Origin of the sequence: Salinirussus salinus, from assembly GCF_009831455.1 — an archaeon.
GTDB classification, from domain to species: domain Archaea; phylum Halobacteriota; class Halobacteria; order Halobacteriales; family Haloarculaceae; genus Salinirussus; species Salinirussus salinus.
Map to the genome: position 1 here is coordinate 134,614 of NZ_WOWO01000002.1, position 21,230 is coordinate 155,843.

The following is a 21,230-nucleotide window of genomic DNA, read 5'->3' on the forward strand; positions in this document are numbered from 1 at the left end:
CGTCTTCACCGAGGCCCGAGGGTCTCCCACTACTGTGGTGAACCACCTGCGCGAGCGGCTCGAGAGCGGCGAGGTGAGCATCGGCACGCGGATGCAGACCCAGTGGCCGGGGCTGCTCGAAATCATCGGCCAGACCGAACAGTTCGACTACGTCGAGTTCCTCGCGGAGTACGCCCCCTACGACCTGCGCGACCTGGAGAACATGGCGCGTGCGGCGGAGCTGTCGGACCTGTCGATGATGATAAAGATCGACGCCGAATCCCGGGGATTCGTCGCCCAGCGCGCGATGGCTGCCGGCATTCAGAACCTGCTGTTCGCCGACATTCGTTCAGTCGAGGACGCCAGACAGGCCGTCGCGGCCGTCCGCCCCGAGCCGGAGGGGGACAACGGCATCCGGTCGGACCGGCGGAACGGCTACGTCGGCGGCTACGCGTCGCCCGAAGAGGTCGTCGAGTGGTGCGAGGAGGCCGTCGTCGCCGTCATGGTCGAGAAGGAGGAGACCGTCGCGAACCTCGAGGGGATCCTCGCAGTCGAGGGGATCGATATGGTCCAGTTCGGGCCCGCGGACTACTCGCTGAGCATCGGCGAGCCCGGCGCCTTCGACGCTCCTGAGGTCGAGGAAGCGGAACGGGAGACCGTCGAAACCGCGCTGGAGATGGGCGTCGCCCCCCGCGCCGAGATACTCCACCCCGGCGCGGCCGAGGCGTACCTCGACCTCGGCGTCCGTGACTTCAACCTCAACACGGACACCCGGATCCTCCACCACTGGTACACGGACCAGGGCGGCGCGCTCGCGGAGGAGGTCGACGGCTTCTCGCGGTGAGCGGTCGCCGCAGGGCTTCATTCGTCCCCGTCCCGATTCCCATCACCGCCGGAAGGTCCCGGTCAGCCACGGAACGACGGGGTCTCCTTGTCCTTCGGGAGCCGCTCGCCCGTCTGCTGTTCGTAGGCGTCCGGGTTGAGGACGTTGCGCGGCGGGTCGCCGTTCTTGTGGACGTGTATCGATTCCGCCATGATCCGGTGGATGCGGCGCAGCGAGTCCGTGGTCACGCCGGCGACGTGTGGCGTCACCATGATATCCTCGATGGCGAGCAGCGGGTTCCCCTCGACACCGGGTTCGTCCTCGAAGACGTCGACGGCGGCGCCGGCGAGCTCCCCCTCGCGGAGCGCCCGCGCAAGTTCCTCGTCCGGGTAGACCCCGCCGCGGGACGTGTTGACCAGATAGGCCGAGTCCTGCATCCGCTCGAACTCGGCCGTGCCGAGCATACCCCGGGTTTCCTCCGTCAGCGGCACGTGGAGTGTGACGATGTCGGATGTCTCCAGCAGCGTGTCGAGGTCGACCTGCTCGAGGCCGAGTTCGTCGACCTCCTCCGGCGAGAGGTAAGGGTCGTAGACCGTCGCCTCGAGGCCGTCCTCCCGGAACGGCGCCAGGTCCGAGAGCACCTTCCGGCCGATGAGTCCCATGCCGACGAATCCGACAGTTGCGCTCTGGAGTTCGAACCCCTGGTCGCGGGCCGTCTCCCACCCCTGTGTTCTGAGGCGGTGCTCCTGGCGCGGGATGTTGTGGGCACAGGCGAGAACCATCGCGACGGTGGCCTGGGCGGCCGAGGCCGTCGGCCCCTGCGGGGCGTGAGCGGCGACGACGCCGCGGTCGGTCAGCGCGCCGAGGTCGAGGTTCTCGTAGCCGGCGCCGGCCCGCGTGACGAGTTCCAGCGAGTCGACGCCAGCGAGCGAGTCCGCGGTGAGGTCGTAGCTGTAGGAGACGTACGCGTCGGCACCGCGTAGGTCCTCGGGGGCGAGTTCCGGGCCGCGGTCGGGGCCGAGGAACGACAGTTCGACCTCGGGGTCCTCGAAGAGGCGGTCGAGCCCGGGGACGACGCCGGTCTCCGGGTGGCGAACGTCGCGTTCGACGGTGACGTGGTAGGGCATCCCTCCCACAGACTCCCCGTGGCCACTTACAGATTCGGTGGGCCGGAGGTGCGCGAGCGGAGTGGTCGTCGCTGGTCGGCCGGGCTACTCGCCCGTGCTCTCGCCGCTCTCGCCGTCCTCAGCGCTTTCGTCGTCCTCGCCGTACTCCTCGCCGGCGAAGGCCGCGCGGACTTCCGCCGCGCTGGTCGCGTCCGCGACCCGCTCCTGGAGCGCCTCCTCGCGTTCCTCCAGCGCCCGCACGTTCTCCAGGACGTCGTCGAGGCGGTCGGCCGGGAACTTCACCGCGCCGTTCCCGTCCATGTGGACGATCTCCCCCGGCGCGACGTCCATCCCGGAGACCGATACCGGGACGTTCACCGCGTGGACCGCCATCTCGCCGTGGCCCGGGGCGGTCCCCGTCGCCAGGTACTGGAACTCCATCGGCCGCACCTCCTCGATGTCCCGCACCGGCCCGTCGGTCACACAGCCCACGCAGCCGAGCGACTGCATCGCGGTCGTCATGTTGCCGCCGGTGAGCCCGACTTCCTCCGCCACCTCGTCGGGGAAGTCCTGTTCGAGGGCCAGCACGGTCGGGTCCGGCGACGCCTCGAGCGCGTCGGCCACGTCGATGAAGGTCAGTTCCCCGAAACCCGGGTCGGGCATGCCGTAGACGCAGGTCACGGCGTAGCCGGCCCGCGGTCCCAGGTCGGGGTACATGCACTCGACCCGCCGGTCGGTGTACCAGTCCTGGCTCCAGGGGTTGTACAGCCCCAGACAGAGCGGGTCGTCGGGGTACGTCGCCACGACGTTCGAGACCGAGGGTGTGTCGAACTCCTCCAGTTCGGCGAGTTTCTCCCGGGTATCCATGGGCCTTCCACGGAGACCGCCGCGAACAACGTTTCGGTCGGGTCGGGGGATCCTGTCTGAGCGGGGATCCCGCCGGCGCGGCTGCCGGCCACGAGTCGGTCAGACGTGCGGGCGCGCGAACCCGCCGACGCCACCGCGCCCGGCGACGTACAGCCGATTTCCCGCTGCGGCGAGGTGCTGGGGGACGAGGTCGGTACTCCTCCGCCACCGTCGCTCGCCGCTCGTCACGTCGTACCCGGCCAGGACTCCGTCGGTCCGGGGCTCGTCGTACCCGGGGCTGACCCCGTACCCGACCAGGACCGTGTCGCCGGCCACGATGGGGTCACACAGCGCCGTGTGCTCGAAGAACTCGAAGTCGGCGAAGGGGGCCTCGACCGGCTCACGGGCCGTCCACTCGACGGCGCCGGTCGTGGTGTGCAGTGCGATCAGGCCGAACTCGAGGCCGTCGCCGGTCCGGAACAGCTGCGGGAGGACGTACCGCCTCCCGTCGGTCGCGACCGGGCCGGCGCGGGTCGCCCGCCCGCGGGTCGCAAAGCCCGCCGACGCCCAGTCCGGGAACCGCCCGTTGCCCGAGACCGACACCAGCGGGCCGCCGTAGCCGGTCGAGCCGTCCCACCCGACCGACAGCGCGACCGAGTAGACCGGCCCGTCCCCGGTGACGACCGGCCGCCGGACGTGGCTCTCTGGCGTCTCTACGGTATCGACGAACGCCTCACCGTCGTCGACGAACACCTCGAACAGCGCCGGTTCGGGCTCGCCGTAGCTGGCCCACACGCGCTCGGACGCGACGGCGAGCCCGCCGGCCAGCCCGAGCGGGCCGGCGTCCTCGTCCTCGGAATCGGGGCTCAGCGAGACCCGCCACTGTTCGCTCCCGTCGGTGGAGTCGAGACCGTGGAGCCCGTAGCTGCTCTGGACGTAGACCTCCTCCGGGGTCATCCAGGGCGTCGCGCCGAACTCGGCCGGAGTCGACGACGCGGCCCCGAGCGACTCCGCAGAGACGTCCGAACTGACCTCCTCGTACAGCGACCGTTGCCACAGGACAGACCCGTCCGCGACGTCGAGCGCCCCGACGTCGGTTCCGGAGGCGCCGAAGACGAGGCTCCCGTCGGCGAGCCCGCCGACCGACGAAACCGGACCCTCGACGTCCCGGCGCCACCGAACGGTCCCGTCGGTCGGCTCGTGTCCGCGGAGGCGGGTCACTCCGTCGCGACTCTCCGCCGACACCACGACGTCCGGCGTCGCGACCGGGACGGACACCTCCCCGGTAACCTCAGTCGAGTGCTCCCACGCGGCTGACGGTGCTGTCCGGAACGGTGTCTGGAACTGTGCCCTGTTTCGGAGGTCGGAGCGCGGGAACTGCCACGCGTCCGCCCGCGGCGTCCACGCCGTCCCGACCGACTCGGGGACCCGTTCGTTCGGACCACCGGAGAGGTCGAGCGCGCTGCAACCTGCGACGCTCGCTGCTCCGGCAGCCCCGAGAACGCGGAGGGCTGTGCGGCGTGTAGAGGGGACCATTCGGCGAGCACTCACGCCCCCGACCGGCAAAAAATGACCGGCCGGGGTGGTGTCGCCGGCGACGGCACCCGGTGGCTCCAGACAACGACGACCGATGGAATTATGAGTGTTTAGGCTAGCCTAAAACACACATGGAACAGAGCAGGCACACTCCACTGACGACCGCCACCGCGACGCTCGCAGCCGGTCTGGCCGGGCGCAGACCTGCGGGCGGACGTGGCGACCGCCGGGACGCGGCCCGGACGCATTCGGGCCACGGCCCCGAACTCCACCGTGACCGGCTTCCGTCCAGCCTCGCCAGCGTCCCCCTCTGTCAGGAGGTATAGCGTGCCGGTCGAGACACACGTCGCCCGGGCACGCTCGCGCGCCGACGCGGAGCGGGAGGCGGTCGACGCGAAACACAGTGCACTCGGTGCGTTCGTCGACCGGGTGGAGGCGCTCTCGCCGGAGCCGACCTCCCCGGCCCCGGAGGTCACGGCGACCGCGGGCGTCCGTCCCGCGAGCGGGTCGCCGCCGGACGACCGCTGCCGGAGCGTCCGGGAGGCCTTTGCCGGGACCGTACGGCCCCACAGCGTCGACGACGCCGACGACGCCGAGCCCCTGCTCGAGACCATCGGGAGCGAACTCTCGGACTCCATCGCCGTCGCGCTCGCACCGACGACCGACGCCTCCTTCTCGCCGGAACTCAAGCGGATGGTCGTCTCCGCCGCCGTCTCCCGGCGGGCCGAGACGGCGGTCATGCGGCGGGCGCTGACGCGGGAGATGGAGGTGCTCGAGGCCGCCGAGGAAACCGTCGACACTGTCACAGCCTGGGTCGCTGACAGGGACGAGACCCCGCTGACGGAACTCGGATTCGAGGCGCTCCGGCGCCGCCACGAGGACCTGGCCGAGCACCGGGAGCGGTGCGACGCCCTCGCACGGGACCGGCAGTCGTTCCTCCAGGGGACCACCAGCCAGAGCGCGGAGGTCGGGATCGACCACCGGAGCCTGGTCACGTATCTCTACGCCGACTTCCCGGTCGACCACCCCGTGCTGGCGACGGCCGCCCGCCTCGGCGAGGTCTGTGCGGACTGTCAGCGGGCCGTGCGCGACCACCTGGTCAGGCGGGTCTGAGGACAAAAACCGTTCACTGCCGGAGGTGGCGTGGTGGGACCCGGATGAAGGCGGCCGGTATCACTGCGCTCAGCTTCTCCCTGCACGGGCGCGGGGGAGTGAGCAAACACGAAGCGTTTGCGAACTACGCCACGCCAGCGAGCGTATTCCGAGCGGATGCGGGGAACCGCGAAGCGGGCGTGGCGGGATTCGAACTACGAGCATACGGCGGCCGCAGGCCGCCGTTTCACTCCGCGCGAACGAAGTGAGCGCGGAGGTGTTTTTCCCCACGTTTTTGCGAGGAGTGGTGCGCGAGCAGAGCGAGCGCACCCGACGAAGTAAAAAGTGGACGGGCGTGGCGGGATTCGAACCCGCGATCGAGGGGTTAGGAACCCCTCGCCCTGTCCGCTAGGCCACACGCCCCACCGGGTTCTACGACCGGCCGACCAAAACGGTTGGTGACTCGCCGGAGGTGAGCACTCTTAAGACCCGCCGTCCGCTTTCCCCGTGCATGGAACCGCGGGACCTCTCCGCTCACGTCGCCTACAGCGCCGGCAGGGGGATCGAGGAGGTGGCCAGGGACCTGGGCATGGAGCCCGAAGATCTGGTCAAACTCTCCTCCAACGAGAACCCCTTCGGCCCCAGCCCCGCCGCCGTCGAGGCCGTCCGCGAGGCCGCCCCCGACCTCCACGTCTACCCCAAGGCCGTCCACACCGACCTGACCGACGCGCTGGCCGAAGAGTTCGACCTCGGCCCGGCGCAGGTCTGGCTCTCCCCCGGCGCCGACGGCGCGCTCGACCTGCTTGCCCGCGCGTTCATCGACCCCGGCGACCGCGTGCTCGTCCCCGAGCCCGGCTTCGCATACTACCCGATGAGCGCCCGCTACACCCACGCCGAGGTCGACAGCTACGAGCTCTCGAAGGCCGACGACTTCGCCCAGTCACCCGACTCCATCCTGGAGGCCTACGACGGCCACCGCGTGGTCTACCTCACGACCCCGCACAACCCCACCGGCAGCGAGGTCTCCCTGCCGGACGTCGAGGCGGTCGCCGACCGGACCGACGAGGAGACGCTCGTCGTCGTCGACGAGGCCTACGGGGAGTTCAGCGAGGCACCCAGCGCCCGCCGGCTGCTCGAGGACCGCGAGGACGTCGCCGTCCTGCGGACCTTCTCGAAGGCCTACGGCCTGGCGGGGCTGCGGGTGGGCTACGCGCTCGTCCCCGAGGAGTGGGCCGACGCCTACGAACTCGTCAACACCCCCTTCGCGGTCAACTCGGTGGCCTGCCGGGCCGGGCTGGCCGCGCTGGAGGACGACGACCACGTCGAGCGGACCGTCGAGACCACGCGGTGGGCCCGCGAGTACATGCACGAACACCTCGACGCCCACACCTGGGAGAGCGGGGGCAACTTCGTGCTCGTGGAGGTCGGCGACGCGGCCGCCGTCGCCGAGGCCAGCCAGCGCCAGGGGGTCATCATCCGGGACTGCACCAGCTTCGGCCTGCCGGACTGCGTCCGGGTTTCCTGTGGCACCCGCGAGGAAACCCGCGAGGCCGTCGCCGTGCTGAACGACGTGCTCGCGGAGGTGCTTGCCGGGTGAGAGTCGCCGTCACCGGTACGCCGGGTACGGGCAAGACCACAGCAACCGAGCGTCTCGCGGCGGACGGCGACGTCGACCTCGAGGTGATCCACCTCAACGACGTCATCCGGGAGGAGGGGTTCACCACCGGGCGCGACGACCAGCGGGACACGCTCGTGACGAATATCGACGCGGTCGCCGACTGGCTCGCGGACCGCGAGGAGGTGCTCTTCGAGTCCCACCTCGCCCACCACTTCGCGGCCGACCGCGTGGTCGTCCTGCGGTGCCACCCAGGGGAGATCGAGGCCCGGCTCCGCGAGCGGGGCGAGCCTGACTCGACCGTCGCGGAGAACGCCGAGAGCGAGGCGCTGGACGTCGTGCTCGCGGAGGCAGTCGAGCGCCACGGCGAGGACCGGGTCTACGAGGTCGACACCACCGACCTGTCGCCCGCGGACGTGGCGGCCGCCATCGGCTCGGTGGTCGCGGGCGAGCGCGAGCCGAGTGCGGGCACGGTCTCCTTCGTCGACTACCTATGACGCTGGACCGCTTTCGCTCCGTCGCCGACCGGGTGGTCGCCCCCTTCGTGGCCGCCGCCGAGCGGGTCGGTCTCACCCCAGACGGCGTCAGCGTCGTCGCGTTCGCGGCCGCCGCGGCCGCCGGGGTCTGCTTCGGGCTCGCTGGCGGGAACGCCACCCTCTATCCGGTGGGCGCGCTGCTGGTGATGATAAACGGGTGGCTGGACGTGCTCGACGGGGCGCTGGCCCGCGAGCTCGGGACGGACTCGCGGGCGGGTGACCTGCTCGACCACGTGCTGGACCGCTACGCCGACATCGTCGTCATCGCCGGGCTCGCCGCGGGCATCGACCGCTACGGGGTCGGCGTCGCGGCTGTGACGGGCGTGCTGATGACCTCCTACCTCGGGACGCAGGCGCAGGCGGTCGACCTCGACCGCGTCTACGGCGGGCTCCTGGGGCGGGCTGACCGGCTCGTGCTCGTCACCGTCGTCACGGCGGTGACGCCGTTCGTGGACCTGACGGCCGCCGGGCTGGGGCCGGTCGGCTGGCTACTCGTCCTCTTTGCCGTCGTCGGTCACCTCACCGCACTCCAGCGCTTCTATCTCTCGATGCGGGCGCTGCGGTAGTCGGAAGCCCCCCGCATGCGAGTGACCCGCTGCCGGCACGCTCCCCGGCAGCGGCCTGGCGTACGATTTATCCGGTGGGGTAGCCAAGCGGGAGTATGGTCCAGTGTGAGATGTGCGGGGCCGAGACGTCCGACCCGAACCGCGTCAAGATCGAGGGAGCGGAGCTTGACGTGTGTGACAACTGCACGGAGTTCGGGACGGAGGTCCGCACCGAGGAGCCCTCCTCGACGTCGACGAAGTATTCGACGTCCAGTTCCGGCTCCAGTTCGTCGAGTGGGTCCTCCGGGGGCTCGACGGGCTCCTCGTCGGGCGGGGGCCGCCGGGACGACGTCTACGACGACCTCGAGGAACTCGCGCCGGACTACGGCGACCGGATCCGCGAGGCCCGCGAGGGGGCCGGGATGAGCCAGGAGGACCTCGCGAAACAGCTCAACGAGAAGGCCAGCCTGATCCGCAAGCTCGAACACGGCGACACCCTCCCCAGCGACGACGTCCAGGGGAAGATCGAGCGGGCCCTGGAGGTCGACCTGACGGTCAGCGGCGGCGACGAGGACGCCGAGTGGAGCGGCGGCTCCTCGACGGGCGAGTACACGCTCGGTGACGTGGTCGAACGCAAGGACTAGGAAACCTATTTGCCCGGCCCGGCCGCCCACCCCGTATGTTCGTTCTCGTCAACCTGAAGGCCTATCCGTGTGACCCGGTCGCAGTCGCCGAGGCGGCGGCCGCGGTCGACGCCGGGGCCGACGCGACTGTTGCGGTCGCCCCGCAGGCCGCTCACCTCGAGCGCGTCGCCGCGACGGGCGCCGACGCCTGGGCCCAGCACGTCAGTCCCGTCGCCGGCGGCAGCCACACCGGCAGCACGCTCGCGGAGGCGGCCGCCGACGCCGGCGCCACTGGGACACTACTCAATCACTCCGAGCGCCGCCTGACACTCGCCGACATCGACGCTGCCCTCGACGCAGCGGGTCGTGCCGGTCTCGGGACCGTGGTCTGTGCGAACAATCCCGACCAGGTCGCGGCCGCCGCGGCACTCGGCCCCGACGCGGTCGCCGTCGAGCCGCCGGAGCTCATCGGTACGGGCACGCCGGTCAGCGGCGCGGACCCCGACATCGTCGAGGACGCGGTCGCCGCCGCGGAGCGCGTCGACCCCGACGTCGACGTCTACTGCGGCGCCGGGATCTCGACCGGCGAGGACGTGGTTGCGGCCCGCGAGCTGGGGGCCGACGGCGTGCTCCTCGCGAGCGGCGTCGCGAAGGCCGAGGACCCACGGGCGGCGCTCGAGGCCCTGGTCGACCCGCTGTAAGGCCACCCGCCACGACGGCTCAGTCCAGAACCGTCTCCTCGATGGCTTCGACGTAGGCGTCGAGTTCGTCCCCGGTCGCCCCGTCCAGTTCCTCGCGCAGGAGGTCCCGCAGCCGGTAGTCGTAGTAGCTGCGGCCGACGTGTTCGACGAGCCCGCGGGTCCGCAGCCGGCGGTTGTGGGCGTAGGCGTGGGTCCGGTCGCCGTCGCCGCCGGCCGCCAGGTGAGCGTCCAGCGGCGTCCCCGGTCCGGACTCGGCGTAGTGGGCGAGCATCTCCCGCGAGCGGGTGTCGAGCCCGCCGATCTCGGCCTTTAGTTCCCGGACGAGGAGGGGTTCCTCCCCGTCGCCGATCCCACCCGCCCGGCCGTCGCTCTCACCCGGCGACTCCTCTCCGGCCGTCACGCTCCAGTTGTCGGAGCCGCCCCCGCTCGCCATCTCGCCGACCGGGTCGCTCAGCGCTCCGAGCGTCGCCTCGGCGCTGAACGTCCCCGCGGCGTCCCCGCCAACCGCGTCGGCGACCGCACCCTCGTTCACCGCTCCGTTCGTCGACGGGCCCGCCGCCCCGTTCGCTCCGTTCGCGGCCGGCCCCTCGACGCTCGCGTCGCCGTTCGCGGCTCCCGGGTCCGCACTCTCGGTCACGGTCTCCATCGCCGCCGCGAAGGCGTCGCCCGTCTCGTCGTCTCCGAACGGGTCCTCGCCGTTCTCCCCTGCAGTGGCCAGCGGCGTATCGTCGGCTTCTCCGGCCGCCGTGTCGCTCTCGGTTCCCGACGTGTCGGCGGGTTCGGCGACCTCGCCGCGGCGCGCCCGGCGCTCGCGCATGCGCTCCTGCTCGGTGCGGCCGGGCGCGGCCCCGTCGGCCTGGTCGAGCAGGGCGTCGACGAACTGGTCGGCCATCCGGCTCAGGTCGCGGGCGTCCTGGAGTTCGGCCTCCAGTTCGGCGATCCGGGAGTTCTTCCGGTCCAGTTCCTCGCGGAGCTCCTCGATCCGTGTCTCGCGGGCCTGCTCCTCCTCGCTTATCTGTTCGAGCTCGGCCACGAGGTCCCCGCTCACGGACTTCAGGTCGGGGCGCTCGACGTCCTCCAGGCCGGGCGTCGCGCCGGCGTCGAAGGTCTGTTTGCGGTAGAACTGGACCCGGCGGACCGACTCGGACCAGTCCGTCATCAGAAAGCCCTCGCCGTCGTCGAGGTTCTCGACGGCGGTGGCGTACTCCCCGTCCAGCACGCGGCGGACGACGCTGGTGTCGTTGTCCCAGGTGAGCCGGTGCCAGAGCAGCCAGTCACACTGGGTGATGAAGTCCTTCTTGACGTCTGCCGGCCGCTGGCTGATGCCCACGACTCCGAGCCCGTGTTTCCGGCCGCGCTTGCCGATCTTGATCAGCATCTTCCCGCACTCCCCGACCGACCCGCCCTCGGGGATGTACTCGTGGACCTCCTCGACCAGAAGCAGGAAGGGCTGTTTCTGTTTTTTGGCTTTCGCGAAGAGGTGGCGTGCGACCGACGTCAGGACCGCCTCGGCCTCGCTCTCGTCGAGAAACGAGGAGACGTCCAGGATGATGGGGACGTTCTGCTCCAGCGCCAGCGAGGCGAGTTTCTCGGCGTGGTCCTCGCCGACCTGGATGTCACACTCCTCGTCGGCCCCGACGTGGAGGATCTCGTACTCCTCTTTCAGCCCGTAGTACTCGCCGTCGATGTCGACGATGAACAGCCCGAAGCCGTTGTCGAGCAGCTTCTCGGCGACGACGCTCGCGGAGTTCGACTTCCCGCTGCCGCTCTTGCCGGTGATGAAGCCCCGACCGGTCAGCAGCTCCACGACCGGCAGGGACACTGGCGCCCCCGGCGTCCCGTCGTTGCCAGGCCCGTCACTGACATCGGCGACGGTGATCTCTTCGGTCTCTGCCATTTGTGTGACCTGGCGGAGCCGGCCACATAACTCTCCGTCAGACGCCCGGCAGACGGCCCGAGCGGTACGGTCCCGGGCAGGTCTCTCCGGGTCCGGACCGGAGAACGGCCGGCGCCGCTATCCGAACAGCCGCTGCCAGAGCGACCGGGCCCGGGAGCGTTCGGCCAGCACCACCGAGCAGTCGACCTCGTCGACCACGTCGAGCACCAGCGACCCCGAGACGAGCCGGGAGAGCAGCCCGCGCTCGGTCGCGCCGATCACCACGAGCGTGGCGTCCTCGGCCGCCCGCGCGATGGCGGTTTCGACGTCCCCGGTCTCGACGCGGAACTCGGCGTCCTCAAGGCTGTGTTCCTCGGCCCAGTTGGCGAGGAACTCCTTGCCGGCAGACTCCTCGCCTTCGTCGGTGACGTGCAGGAGGGTCAGATCCGCGTCGAACTCCTCGCGCAGCGTCGCGGCGGTCTCCGCGGAGAGGTCGGAGTCGGGCCCGCCCGCGGTCGGCAGGAGGATCCGGTCGGGGTCGAACCCGCGGTCTTGGAAGACCAAGAAGTCACACGGCGGGTCCCCCGTGACCTCGTCGTAGGCGCTCTCCGCGCGGCCGGGCGAGCCGTGGGAGTCGCCGCCCCACCCCATCACCACCAGGTCGGCGTCGTAGGTCTCGGCGGCGTCGAACACCTCCTCGAAGGAGCGGTGGGAGATGACGGTGTGGGTTTCGACGGGGACGTCGAAGGGGGCGGCGTGCTCCTCTGCGTTTTTCAGGAGTTCCTTCGAGGTCTCGTCGATCCGGTCCATGTGCTCGGCCGCCCCCGCAAGCGCCATCTGGTCGGGGACGGTGACGATGTGGGTCGCGACGACGGTCCCCCCGCGCTGTTTGGCGATCGCGGACGCGAGCGTGACGAGCGCCTTCTCGTGTCTGGGGTTGGCCAGCGGCACCATCACGCGGTACTCCCCGCCGTCGGGCTGGACCGCGCTGGCCGCCGAGACTGCGGGCTCGGGCATCTCGTCGGACCGGGAGAGGATGTACTCGCCGAGGATCCCCTGCTTGTCGGTCCGGGTCCGGGCGTAGACGAGATACCAGACGACCGCTGCGGCGGTGATCGCGAAGGTGAGCACCAGCGCGTCGCGCTCGACGAACACGAGCAGGGCGAAGGAGAACACCACTCCAAGTAGCGGCACCAGCGGGTACAGCGGCACCGTGAAGTCGGGGGCGTACTCCTCGGGATTCACGTAGCGCATGGCGACGAGCGCGACGTTCAACAGGCCGTAGATGACCAGGTGGAGTCCCGACGCGGCTCCCGACAGCAGCGTGAGTTCGCCCACGAGAATGAACAGGAGGATCAGGCCCCCGGTGATCGCGATGGCGCGGTAGGGCGTCCCGAACCGGGGGTGGATCTCGTTGAGGTCCGGCGTGACGATCCGGTCCCGGCCCATCGCGAAGTTGATCCGCGAGGACGCGAGGATGGAGGCGTTGGCGCTCGAGGCGGTCGCGAGCAGCCCCCCGAAGAGCAGCGCCCCGCCCATCACGGCCCCCTGGAGGTACTCCGCGACTTCCACGACGGCGATGGGGTTCTCGCCGGTCTGGACGACGCTGGCGATGAAGCCGTCCGGGACGGCCGCGCTCATCACGACCAGCACGAGCGCGTAGATGACGGTGACGAGGACGACGCTGCCGATGACGGCCCGCGGGAGGTTCCGGCCGGGGTCTTTGATCTCCTCGGCGACGCTGGTGATCTGGACGAAGCCAAGGTAGGAGACGAAGATGAGGCCGGTGGTCTCGAGCGTCGCCGTGACGCTGCGGGCGTCGGGGAGGTTCGCGGGGTCGGCCCGCAGCGTGCCCAGCAGCGTGAACACCGCGAGGATGGCCACCAGCAGGATGACGATGACGTTCTGGAGGCGGCCGGTCTCTTTCGCGCCGACGTAGTTGACCGCGACGAAGAAGGCCGCGGCCCCGAGCGCGATGACGGTCACGAACGGGAGCGTCACCACGCCGAGGTCGAACCCACCCGAGAGCCCGAAGATCCGGGCGATGTAGCGGCCGAAGCCGACCATATAGAAGGCGCTGGCGAAGGCGAGCCCGAGCCAGTTGGCCCAGCCGGCGACCGACCCGAACAGCGGGCCGAGCGCGTGGTTGACGTAGTAGTAGGCCCCGCCGGACCGGGGCATCGCCGTCCCGAGTTCGCTGGCCGAGAGCGCGGTGAACATGGCGATCACGCCGCCGAGCAGGAAGGCAACGGCCGCCAGCGACCCCGAGCGGAGCACGGCCTCCCCCGGCAACACGAAGATGCCGGCGCCGATCATCGTCCCGACGCCGATGGTCAGCGCGGCCAGCGGCCCCAGGTCTTTCGCGAGGTCCTCCTCGCCCGTGCTCACGGGGCGACCACTCCCGCTCTCGCGTCGTTTCCAGCTCCGCTGGCGACTTCGCGAGTGCGGCTCTCGCCGTCGGACGCTTCCGGGTTCACGCTATCGAGGAAGTCCGACGGCAGGATCCGGCCCGAGCGCCCGCTCATCGACCCGTCACTGTTTGCCCCATGTCAGCTACGACTGTACGTCGGGTGGCGGTCGGAGTCATACCGGGGGAGTCGGCCCGACGACGCTTAAGGTTTCACGTCCGCCGCCGTCAGCGCGACCGTGCTCGGGCCTGTCCGCACGCCCGCGGACCCGACGGCGGGGACGCGCGGAATGGAAATCCACTTACACGCCCCGGCGGAAGCCCCGCCAATGACGGTGACCGGGTCGTGCGCGTGATCGTCGTCGGCGCGGGACAGGTGGGCTCCTCCATCGCCGGGAGCCTCGCCGAGGAACACGAGGTCGTCGTGGTCGACATCGACGAGGAGCGCGTCGACGCGCTGACCTACGACCTGGACGTGCTCGCCATCCAGGGTGACGGGGCCTCGCTGTCGACGCTGCGCGAGGCGGGGATCGAGGAAGCCGACATGGTGATCGCGAGCACTGACGCCGACGAGACCAACATCGTCACCTGCGGAACGGCCAAGACCGTCGGCGACCCCTTCACCATCGCCCGCGTCAAGCGAACCAACTACCTGGAGACCTGGGAGCAGGCGGAGGGCGCCCTCGGCGTCGACTTCATGGTCGGGACGAACCTCCTGACGGCGAAGGCGGCGACCCAGGTCATCGGCCTGCCTGCGGCCCGGGACGTCGACACCTTCGCCGGCGGGCGCGTCCAGATGGCCGAGTTCGAGGTCCCCGAGGGGAGCCCGCTCTGCGGGCAGACCGTCCAGGAGGCCGACCGGTTCGACTCGCTGACCTTCGCGGCGGTCATCCGCCCCTGCGAGGGTGAGGAGGACGGAGAGGAACCCAAAGACGACGTCATCATCCCGACGGGTGCGACGGTCATCGAGGCGGGTGACGAGGTCGTCGTCATCGGCTCGAACGGGAGCGTCCAGGCGATGGCAGCGGAGGTCGCGCCCCACGCGGGCGGGGCCTCGGACGTGCTCGTCGTGGGCGGCAGCGACATCGGCTACCAGGTCGCCCGCCTGCTCGAGCGGCGGGGGCTCCACCCGAGGCTCATCGAGCGCGACGCCGAGCGGGCCCGCGAACTCGCCGAGCAGCTCCCGGACACGACCGTCCTCGAGAGCGACGCGACCGACCGGGAGTTCCTCGAACGCGAGCACATCAGCGAGGTGGACGCGGTGGTCGCGGCACTGGACAGCGACGAGAAGAACCTGCTCGCCTCGCTGCTCGCAAAGCGGCTCGGCGCCGGCCGGGCGGTCGCCATCGTCGACGACGGCGCCTACGTCCGCCTGTTCGAGGAAGTCGGGGTCGACGTGGGGATCAACCCCCGGGAGGTGACCGCCGAGGAGATCACGCGGTTCACCCGCGAACGGTACGCCGAGAACGTCGCGCTGATCGAGTCCGACCGCGCGGAGGTGATCGAGTTCACGGTCGACGAGGAGAGCGTCCTGACCGGACAGACGATCGCCGAGGCCGCCGCCGACCTGCCCGACGGCGTCGTCGTCGGCGCGATCGTTCGTGGCGACGCCTTCGTCATCCCGCGCGGGGGGACGACCGTCGAGGTCGGCGACTCCGTCGTCGTCTTCGTCGACACCGACGTCCTGGAAGAGGCGACGGCCGCTCTCTAACTATGGTCTCGGTTCGCGTCGACTGGCGGGCCAGTTGCAGCCTCGTCGGTAGCGTCCTCAAGTACCTCTCGCTTCCGCTCCTGTTTCCCCTCGGGGTGGCGGTCTACTTCGGCGAGGACGTCCTGACGTTCGCCGCCGTCGCCGCGGTCACGCTGACGGTCGGCTTCGGGCTCGAACGGCTCGACACCGACCCCGATATCGGCGCCCGCGAGGGCTTCCTGATGGTCGCGGCCACCTGGCTCGCGGTCGCGCTGGTCGGCACGCTCCCCTACGTCCTCGCGGGGATGGGGACCGCCTCGACGCTCGCCGACCCGGTCAACGCCCTCTTCGAGAGCATGAGCGGGTTCACCACCACCGGTGCGACGGTGATGGGGTCGATCGGGCTCGAACAGCACTCCCACGCACTCCTGCTGTGGCGCCAGCTCACCCAGTGGCTCGGCGGGATGGGGATCGTCGTCCTCGCGGTGGCGATCCTCCCCGAGCTCTCCGTCGGTGGCGCCCAGCTGATGGACGCCGAGGCGCCGGGCCCGGGCATCGAGAAGCTCACCCCGCGGATCGCCAAGACCGCGCGGGTGCTCTGGCTGGTCTATCTCGGGTTCACAGTTCTGGAGTTCCTGCTGCTCTACGGCGCCCACCTGGCCGGCCTGGCGCCGAACATGGGGCTGTACAACGCCGTGCTCCACCCGCTGACGACCATGCCGACCGGCGGGTTCTCCCCGGAGGCCCGCTCCATCGAGGCCTTCTCCGCCACTGTCCAGTGGATAGTCATCCCCTTCATGGTCGCGGCGGGGACGAACTTCGCGCTGTTCTGGGGGGCGCTCACCGACGGCCCCTCGCGGCTGCTGGAGGACGCGGAGTTCCGGTACTACGCCGGCCTGCTCGGCGTCGGGACGGCGCTTGCGGCCGGTCTGCTCTACGGGGGCGTGGGGATCGGTCTGGCCGAACTCCCGGTGGAGGTCGCACCGATCCCCGGCGAACTGGAGGACTCACTGCGCCACGGCGCCTTCCAGGCGGTGTCGATCATCACCACCACCGGGTACGCGAGCATGGACTTCAACACCTGGAGCGGGGCCAGCCAGTCGGTACTGCTCGTCGCCCTCTTCCTGGGCGGGTCCGCGGGGTCGACTGGTGGCGCGATCAAGATGGTCCGGACGCTGGTCATCCTGAAAGCGGTCAAGCGGGAGCTGTTCACGACGGTCCACCCCGAGGCGGTCTCGCCGGTCCGGCTGGGGGGCCGGGCGCTGGACGAGACCGCCGTCCGGGGCATCTTCTCGTTTACCCTGCTGTACCTGGTCATCTTTCTCGCCGGCGTCGCGGTGCTGGCGGTCGACGCTTCCCGGGCCGCCGAGACGATCCCGCTGTTCGATATCATCTCTGCCACCGCGGCGACGCTGGGCAACGTCGGGCCGGGCTTCGGCGTCGTCGGTCCGATGAACAACTACCTCCCCTTCACGGACTTCTCGAAGCTGGTGATGGTCTTCCTGATGTGGGTCGGCCGGCTGGAGATCCTGCCGGTCTTTGTCCTGCTGACGCGGGCGTACTGGCGGTCCTGACTCTCCACCCGCCGGCCGGGTCTGCCGCTGGACGGCCGGACAACGACAGCTTTTCCTCGCTCTCGCCCAACACATGAATATGACCACAGGGGTCGTCCTGCTGAACTTCGGCGAGCCGTCGGAACCGGACCGCGAGGCCGTCCTCGACTACCTCGAGCGCATCTTCATGGCCAACGCGGACCTGGAGGAGTACGACTCCGAGGAGGCCGCCCGCGAGCGCTCCCGGAAACTCGCACAGCGCCGGGCGCCCGGCCTGATGGAGGAGTACGAGGAGATCGGCGGCTCGCCGCTGAACGAACAGGCCCGCGGCCAGACGGAGGCGCTGGAGGCGGAACTCCGCGACCGCGGGTTCGACGTGGCCACCTACCTGGGGATGCAGTACACCGAGCCGCTGATCCCCGACGCCGCCGCCGCGGCCCACGGGGACGGCGTCGACCGGGTGATCGGCCTCCCGATCTACCCGCTGTGTGGCCCGTCGACGAACGTCGTCTCGCTGGACGAACTCGAGGAGTCCATCGACGACCTCGGGTGGGAGGTCCCGTTTCAGGCGATCACCGGCTGGCACAAACACCCCGGGTACAACCACGTCCGCGCCGGGAACATCGCCGACTACGCCGGGGAGTGGGGCGTCGACCTGGCCGACGAGGACACCGCACTGGTCTTCTCCGCACACGGCACCCCACAGCACTACCTGGAGGAGGGGAGCCGCTACGACATCTACGTCGACGAGTACACCTCGGTCGTGGCCTCCCTTCTGGGCGTCGAGGAGTACCACGTCGGCTTCCAGAACCACGAGAACCGCGACATCCCCTGGACCGAACCCGAGGTCGAGGACCTCGTGGCGGGCCTGGACGCCGAGCGGGTCGTCGTCGAGCCGGTCAGCTTCCTGCACGAACAGAGCGAGACCCTCTCCGAACTCGACATCGACCTCCGCGAGGAGGCCGAGGAGGCCGGGCTGGACTTCTACCGCGTGCCGATCCCCCACGACGACGAGCGCCTGCCGGAGGTGTTCGCGGACCTGCTGGAACCCTTCCTGGCGGACTTCGCGCCGGAGTACTACCAGTACCGCCAGTGCAAGTGCCGGGACGTGCCGGGGACGATGTGTCTGAACGCCCCTCAGGAGACGCCCCACGCCGAGGACGTCGCGGTCGACGCCGCCGACGCCGACCTCGAGGCCGACGACTGACATGCGCGTCGTCACCGTCGGGGCGGGGATCACCGGGCTCGCGCTGACTCACGAGCTCGCCGAGCGGGGCGTCGACAGCGTCGCGCTCGAGGCGAGAGAGGCGGCCGGCGGGGTGATCCAGTCCCGCCCGGTCGACGGGACTGTCGCCGAGGTCGGTCCCCAGCGGATGCGCGCGACGCCGGGCGTGCGCGAGCTCGTCGGGGCCGCGGGCCTGGAGGACGAGCTGGTCACTGCCGGGGACGGGACGCTCTTCGTCTACGCGGACGGTCAGTTGCGGGAGGCACCGACCTCCAGGGACGCCTTCCTCCGGACGGACCTGCTGTCCTGGCCGGCGAAACTCCGGCTGCTCGCGGAGCCGCTGACCCGCCCGGGGATCGACCAGGAGACCGTCGCCGACACCTTCACCCGGAAGTTCGGCCGGCAGGCATACGAGCGCTTCATCGGCCCGCTGTACGGCGGGCTCTACGGCTCCGACCCTGCGGAGATGCCCGCCGCCTTCGCCCTCTCGGGGCTGATGGAGCGGGAGGAAGAGGCCGGCAGCATGCTCCGTGCGTTCCTCGAGCGGGTCGGGCAGGGCGAGAAGGCCCCGCCCGCGACCATCGAGGGCGGCCTCCAGCGACTCCCCGAGGCGCTTGCCGGCCGGTACGACGACCGCGTCCGCCTCGGCGAACCGGTCACGGCGATCCGTCCCGCCGGCGAGGCGACGCCCCCGGACTCCGTCGCGGCCGCGGCGGACGGCGGGGCGGCGACCGGAAGCGCTTCCGGACAGGGGCCGCGCTACACGGTCGAGACGGCCGGGGACAGCTACGCGGCCGACCACGTCGTGGTGACCGCACCGGCGGGCGTCGCCGGCGAGCTTCTGGAGGGGGTCGCGCCGGGCGCCGACCGGCTCCGGGAGCTGACCTACAATCCCCTGGCGCTGGTCTACCTGCAGAGCGAGGGCCAGCCCGCCGACGGCCTCGGCTACCAGGTCAGCTACCAGGAGGAGTTGCACACGCTCGGCGTCTCGTTCAACGGCGTCCTGTTCGGGCGCGACAACCTCTGTACGGCCTTTCTGGGTGGGATGCACGAACCGGAGCTGCTGGAGGAGTCCGACGACCGGCTGGGCGAGACCGCCCGCCGGGAGTTCGAGCGGGCGACGGGGACCGGAGCGACGGTGCTCGACGTTGAACGCCGCGAGCGGTGGTTCCCCGCCTACGACCACACCTGGTGGGGGACCGAGGAGGTCGAGACCCCGCCGGGGGTCCACCTGGCGACCAACTACACGGCGCGGATGGGGATCCCGAGCCGCGTGCGCGAGGCGACGCAGGTGGCCGAGGAACTCGCAGGTGGGTAGTCCCGTCGTCCGCCGTGGGGGTCGCCGGCGGCGCCGGTGGGTTTTTGCCTCGGGCGGCGAACCGTCCGTGCGTTCGGCATGACCCCGATGCCAGGGCGGCTCGAGGACATCGACCTCTCCCGGCGGAACCGCCTGGTCGTCTACTACGTGCTCGCCATCGTGGGTGTGGTCCTGCTGTACACGCTGCTGTACAACGCCGGGATGCGGGTCTTCGAGGGGCGCCCGCAGTCGGTCTTCCGGTCGTTTCAAACGGTGACCGAGACGATGACGACCACGGGCTACGGCGCGGACTCGCCGTGGGCCACCCCGGTGATGAACGGCTTCGTCGTGTTCATGCAACTCAGTGGGATCGCGATCGGCTTCTTCACCCTCCGGCTCATCATCATCCCGCTGTTCTCCGAGGCGGAGGTCAACCTGGACAGCCGCCTGACGCCGAAAAGCGACCACGTCGTGATCTGCGAGTACCGCCGGGACTCGGCGGTGTTGCTCGACGAACTCGGCGAACTGGGGGTCGACTACGTGCTGATCTCCTCCGACAAGGAGGAGGCCAGGTCGCTGTCGGACGCCGGCTACTCGGTCATCCACGGCTCCCCACAGGAGGCGGAGTCGTTCCGGCGCGCCGGCATCGACACCGCCCGGGCGGTCATCACGGACGCCGGCGACGCCAACGTCAACACGATCCTGACGGTCCGGTCGGTCCGCGGGGACGTCGAAGTGGTGGCGCTGACCGACGACAGCGACCTCGAGGACGTGCTCCTCGACGCGGGCGCGGACAGCGTCCTCTCGCCGCGGGCGGTGCTCGGGCGGCGGCTGGCCGAGAAAGCCGTGGCCTCCTTCGGGGGCGGGCTTCGCGACACCATCGAGCTCGGCGCCGACATCGAGGTGACGGAGATCCCGGTCCACTACGACAGCCAGCTCGTCGGCACCCGGGTCCGGGACTCCGGGATCAGGGAGCGCACCGGGGCGAACATCATCGGCGCCTGGGTCGACGGCGAGCTCCAGCTCCCGCCCGACCCCGACGCGGTCATCCGGCCGAACACGGTCCTGCTCGTCTCGGGGGGACACAGCTCCCTGGAGGAGTTGAGCGAGTTCACCCGCCCGGCGCGCTCGCTTCGCGGGCACGAACGCGTCGTCGTCGCCGGGCACGGCGAGGTCGGCCGGCCCGCACTGGCGGTTCTGGAAGCGGCCGGCATCGAAACCGTGACTATCGACACCAGGGACGGCGAGGGCGTGGACGTCGTCGGCGACGCCCGCACGAAACGGACCCTCCGGGAGGCCGGCATCGAGGACGCCGGCGCGGTCATCGTCGGGCTGCCCGACGACTCCGCGGCGCTGTTGACGACGGTGACCGTGCGGTCGCTGCGTTCGGACATCGAGACCCTCGTGCGGGTCAGCGACACCGACGCCACGGCCAAGGCGCTCAGCGCCGGGGCGGACTACGTGCTGTCGGTCCCCCAGGTCTCCGCCCGGATGGTCGCGGGCGAACTCCGCGGCGAGGACGTGCTCGCCCCGGCGAGCCAGATCCGCCTGATCCGGGTTCCCGCGACCCCCTTCGCCGGCTCGACTATCGCCTCTTCGGGGATCTACGAGACCACCGGCTGCCGGGTCGTCGCTGTCGACGACGGGGACTCCCTGTCGGCGACCGTCGACCCCCAGCGCGAGCTCACCGGCGACGAGCAGCTGGTGCTGGTGGGGACCGACGAGGCGGTCCAGCAGTTCGAAAAGCGGTTCGAGGTCTCGAGGGAAGAGTCGGCCTGAG

Annotated in this window: 17 protein-coding genes and 1 tRNA gene; 12 read left to right on the plus strand and 6 right to left on the minus strand. The window is 70.6% G+C overall.

Features of this window, described 5'->3' with window-relative positions; all coding sequences use genetic code 11:
• Nucleotides 1-37: 37 nt before the first annotated feature.
• Nucleotides 38-823, plus strand: coding sequence for an HpcH/HpaI aldolase family protein (locus GN153_RS03920; protein WP_159900043.1), 786 nt, complete (start codon nucleotides 38-40; stop codon nucleotides 821-823).
• Nucleotides 824-885: 62 nt separating this feature from the next.
• Here the strand turns inward: GN153_RS03920 and GN153_RS03925 are convergent, their stop codons facing one another.
• The 3 genes from GN153_RS03925 to GN153_RS03935 form a co-directional block, all read right to left on the minus strand.
• Nucleotides 886-1,929, minus strand: a complete 1,044-nt coding sequence (locus tag GN153_RS03925) for an NAD(P)-dependent oxidoreductase (protein WP_159900045.1) — start codon at nucleotides 1,927-1,929, stop codon at nucleotides 886-888.
• A gap of 84 nt (nucleotides 1,930-2,013) precedes the next feature.
• On the minus strand, nucleotides 2,014-2,775 hold the full coding sequence (locus tag GN153_RS03930) for an RraA family protein (RefSeq protein WP_159900047.1): 762 nt from the start codon (nucleotides 2,773-2,775) through the stop codon (nucleotides 2,014-2,016).
• 99 nt (nucleotides 2,776-2,874) lie between these two features.
• Nucleotides 2,875-4,290, minus strand: coding sequence for an outer membrane protein assembly factor BamB family protein (locus GN153_RS03935; RefSeq protein WP_159900049.1), 1,416 nt, complete (start codon nucleotides 4,288-4,290; stop codon nucleotides 2,875-2,877).
• Nucleotides 4,291-4,617: 327 nt separating this feature from the next.
• Between GN153_RS03935 and GN153_RS03940 the strand changes: the two genes are divergently transcribed.
• A complete protein-coding gene (locus tag GN153_RS03940) occupies nucleotides 4,618-5,403 on the plus strand; it encodes a DUF7260 family protein (protein WP_159900051.1) in 786 nt (261 codons plus the stop codon).
• Nucleotides 5,404-5,732: 329 nt separating this feature from the next.
• On the opposite strand, the gene GN153_RS03945 is transcribed toward GN153_RS03940, so the two are convergent.
• Nucleotides 5,733-5,805: transfer RNA gene (locus GN153_RS03945), tRNA-Arg, on the minus strand.
• Between the two features lie 88 nt (nucleotides 5,806-5,893).
• Here GN153_RS03945 and hisC point away from each other — a divergent pair.
• The 5 genes from hisC (at nucleotide 5,894) to tpiA (ending at nucleotide 9,402) form a co-directional block, all read left to right on the plus strand.
• Entirely contained in the window at nucleotides 5,894-6,979 is a 1,086-nt protein-coding gene (gene hisC, locus GN153_RS03950; RefSeq protein ID WP_159900053.1) for a histidinol-phosphate transaminase, read from the plus strand.
• The gene (locus GN153_RS03955) at nucleotides 6,976-7,494 is read left to right on the plus strand and encodes an adenylate kinase family protein (protein ID WP_159900055.1); all 519 of its coding nucleotides are present in this window, start codon (nucleotides 6,976-6,978) and stop codon (nucleotides 7,492-7,494) included. Before hisC ends, GN153_RS03955 begins: the two co-directional genes overlap by 4 nt.
• Nucleotides 7,491-8,099 (plus strand): CDP-alcohol phosphatidyltransferase family protein, encoded by a 609-nt coding sequence (locus tag GN153_RS03960; RefSeq protein WP_159900057.1) that lies wholly within the window; start codon nucleotides 7,491-7,493, stop codon nucleotides 8,097-8,099. Before GN153_RS03955 ends, GN153_RS03960 begins: the two co-directional genes overlap by 4 nt.
• A gap of 95 nt (nucleotides 8,100-8,194) precedes the next feature.
• Nucleotides 8,195-8,722 carry a multiprotein bridging factor aMBF1 gene (locus tag GN153_RS03965; RefSeq protein WP_159900059.1) on the plus strand — a complete coding sequence of 176 codons (528 nt, stop codon included), beginning with the start codon at nucleotides 8,195-8,197 and terminating at the stop codon, nucleotides 8,720-8,722.
• Nucleotides 8,723-8,757: 35 nt separating this feature from the next.
• Complete coding sequence (gene tpiA / locus GN153_RS03970; protein WP_159900061.1) at nucleotides 8,758-9,402, plus strand: triose-phosphate isomerase; 645 nt, start codon at nucleotides 8,758-8,760, stop codon at nucleotides 9,400-9,402.
• A gap of 19 nt (nucleotides 9,403-9,421) precedes the next feature.
• Here the strand turns inward: tpiA and GN153_RS03975 are convergent, their stop codons facing one another.
• Both GN153_RS03975 and GN153_RS03980 read right to left on the minus strand, forming a co-directional pair.
• Nucleotides 9,422-11,299, minus strand: coding sequence for a helicase HerA domain-containing protein (locus GN153_RS03975; RefSeq protein ID WP_159900063.1), 1,878 nt, complete (start codon nucleotides 11,297-11,299; stop codon nucleotides 9,422-9,424).
• A 117-nt stretch (nucleotides 11,300-11,416) separates the two neighbouring features.
• Nucleotides 11,417-13,666 carry an amino acid permease gene (locus GN153_RS03980; protein ID WP_268893113.1) on the minus strand — a complete coding sequence of 750 codons (2,250 nt, stop codon included), beginning with the start codon at nucleotides 13,664-13,666 and terminating at the stop codon, nucleotides 11,417-11,419.
• A 365-nt stretch (nucleotides 13,667-14,031) separates the two neighbouring features.
• Here GN153_RS03980 and trkA point away from each other — a divergent pair, with 365 nt between their 5' ends.
• The 5 genes from trkA to GN153_RS04005 all read left to right on the plus strand — a co-directional run bounded on the left by trkA (nucleotide 14,032) and on the right by GN153_RS04005 (nucleotide 21,229).
• Complete coding sequence (trkA, locus tag GN153_RS03985) at nucleotides 14,032-15,396, plus strand: Trk system potassium transporter TrkA (RefSeq protein ID WP_159900065.1); 1,365 nt, start codon at nucleotides 14,032-14,034, stop codon at nucleotides 15,394-15,396.
• A 2-nt stretch (nucleotides 15,397-15,398) separates the two neighbouring features.
• Nucleotides 15,399-16,949 carry a TrkH family potassium uptake protein gene (locus GN153_RS03990; protein WP_159900067.1) on the plus strand — a complete coding sequence of 517 codons (1,551 nt, stop codon included), beginning with the start codon at nucleotides 15,399-15,401 and terminating at the stop codon, nucleotides 16,947-16,949.
• A 79-nt stretch (nucleotides 16,950-17,028) separates the two neighbouring features.
• Nucleotides 17,029-18,135: a ferrochelatase gene (gene hemH / locus GN153_RS03995; protein ID WP_159900069.1), complete on the plus strand. Its 1,107-nt coding sequence runs from the start codon at nucleotides 17,029-17,031 to the stop codon at nucleotides 18,133-18,135.
• A 1-nt stretch (nucleotide 18,136) separates the two neighbouring features.
• Nucleotides 18,137-19,471 (plus strand): protoporphyrinogen oxidase, encoded by a 1,335-nt coding sequence (hemG, locus tag GN153_RS04000; RefSeq protein ID WP_159900071.1) that lies wholly within the window; start codon nucleotides 18,137-18,139, stop codon nucleotides 19,469-19,471.
• 78 nt (nucleotides 19,472-19,549) lie between these two features.
• A complete protein-coding gene (locus GN153_RS04005) occupies nucleotides 19,550-21,229 on the plus strand; it encodes a potassium channel family protein (protein WP_159900073.1) in 1,680 nt (559 codons plus the stop codon).
• The last annotated feature ends 1 nt before the right edge of the window (nucleotide 21,230 follow it).

Coding starts and splice junctions, on each gene's coding strand:
- GN153_RS03935 (WP_159900049.1), bottom strand. CDS start 4,290: ATGGTCCCCTCTACACGCCGCACAGCCCTCCGCGTTCTCGGGGCTGCC.
- GN153_RS03965 (WP_159900059.1), top strand. CDS start 8,195: ATGGTCCAGTGTGAGATGTGCGGGGCCGAGACGTCCGACCCGAACCGC.
- tpiA (WP_159900061.1), top strand. CDS start 8,758: ATGTTCGTTCTCGTCAACCTGAAGGCCTATCCGTGTGACCCGGTCGCA.
- GN153_RS03975 (WP_159900063.1), bottom strand. CDS start 11,299: ATGGCAGAGACCGAAGAGATCACCGTCGCCGATGTCAGTGACGGGCCT.
- GN153_RS03925 (WP_159900045.1), bottom strand. CDS start 1,929: ATGCCCTACCACGTCACCGTCGAACGCGACGTTCGCCACCCGGAGACC.
- hemG (WP_159900071.1), top strand. CDS start 18,137: ATGCGCGTCGTCACCGTCGGGGCGGGGATCACCGGGCTCGCGCTGACT.
- GN153_RS03930 (WP_159900047.1), bottom strand. CDS start 2,775: ATGGATACCCGGGAGAAACTCGCCGAACTGGAGGAGTTCGACACACCC.
- GN153_RS04005 (WP_159900073.1), top strand. CDS start 19,550: ATGACCCCGATGCCAGGGCGGCTCGAGGACATCGACCTCTCCCGGCGG.
- hemH (WP_159900069.1), top strand. CDS start 17,029: ATGACCACAGGGGTCGTCCTGCTGAACTTCGGCGAGCCGTCGGAACCG.
- GN153_RS03960 (WP_159900057.1), top strand. CDS start 7,491: ATGACGCTGGACCGCTTTCGCTCCGTCGCCGACCGGGTGGTCGCCCCC.
- GN153_RS03990 (WP_159900067.1), top strand. CDS start 15,399: ATGGTCTCGGTTCGCGTCGACTGGCGGGCCAGTTGCAGCCTCGTCGGT.
- hisC (WP_159900053.1), top strand. CDS start 5,894: ATGGAACCGCGGGACCTCTCCGCTCACGTCGCCTACAGCGCCGGCAGG.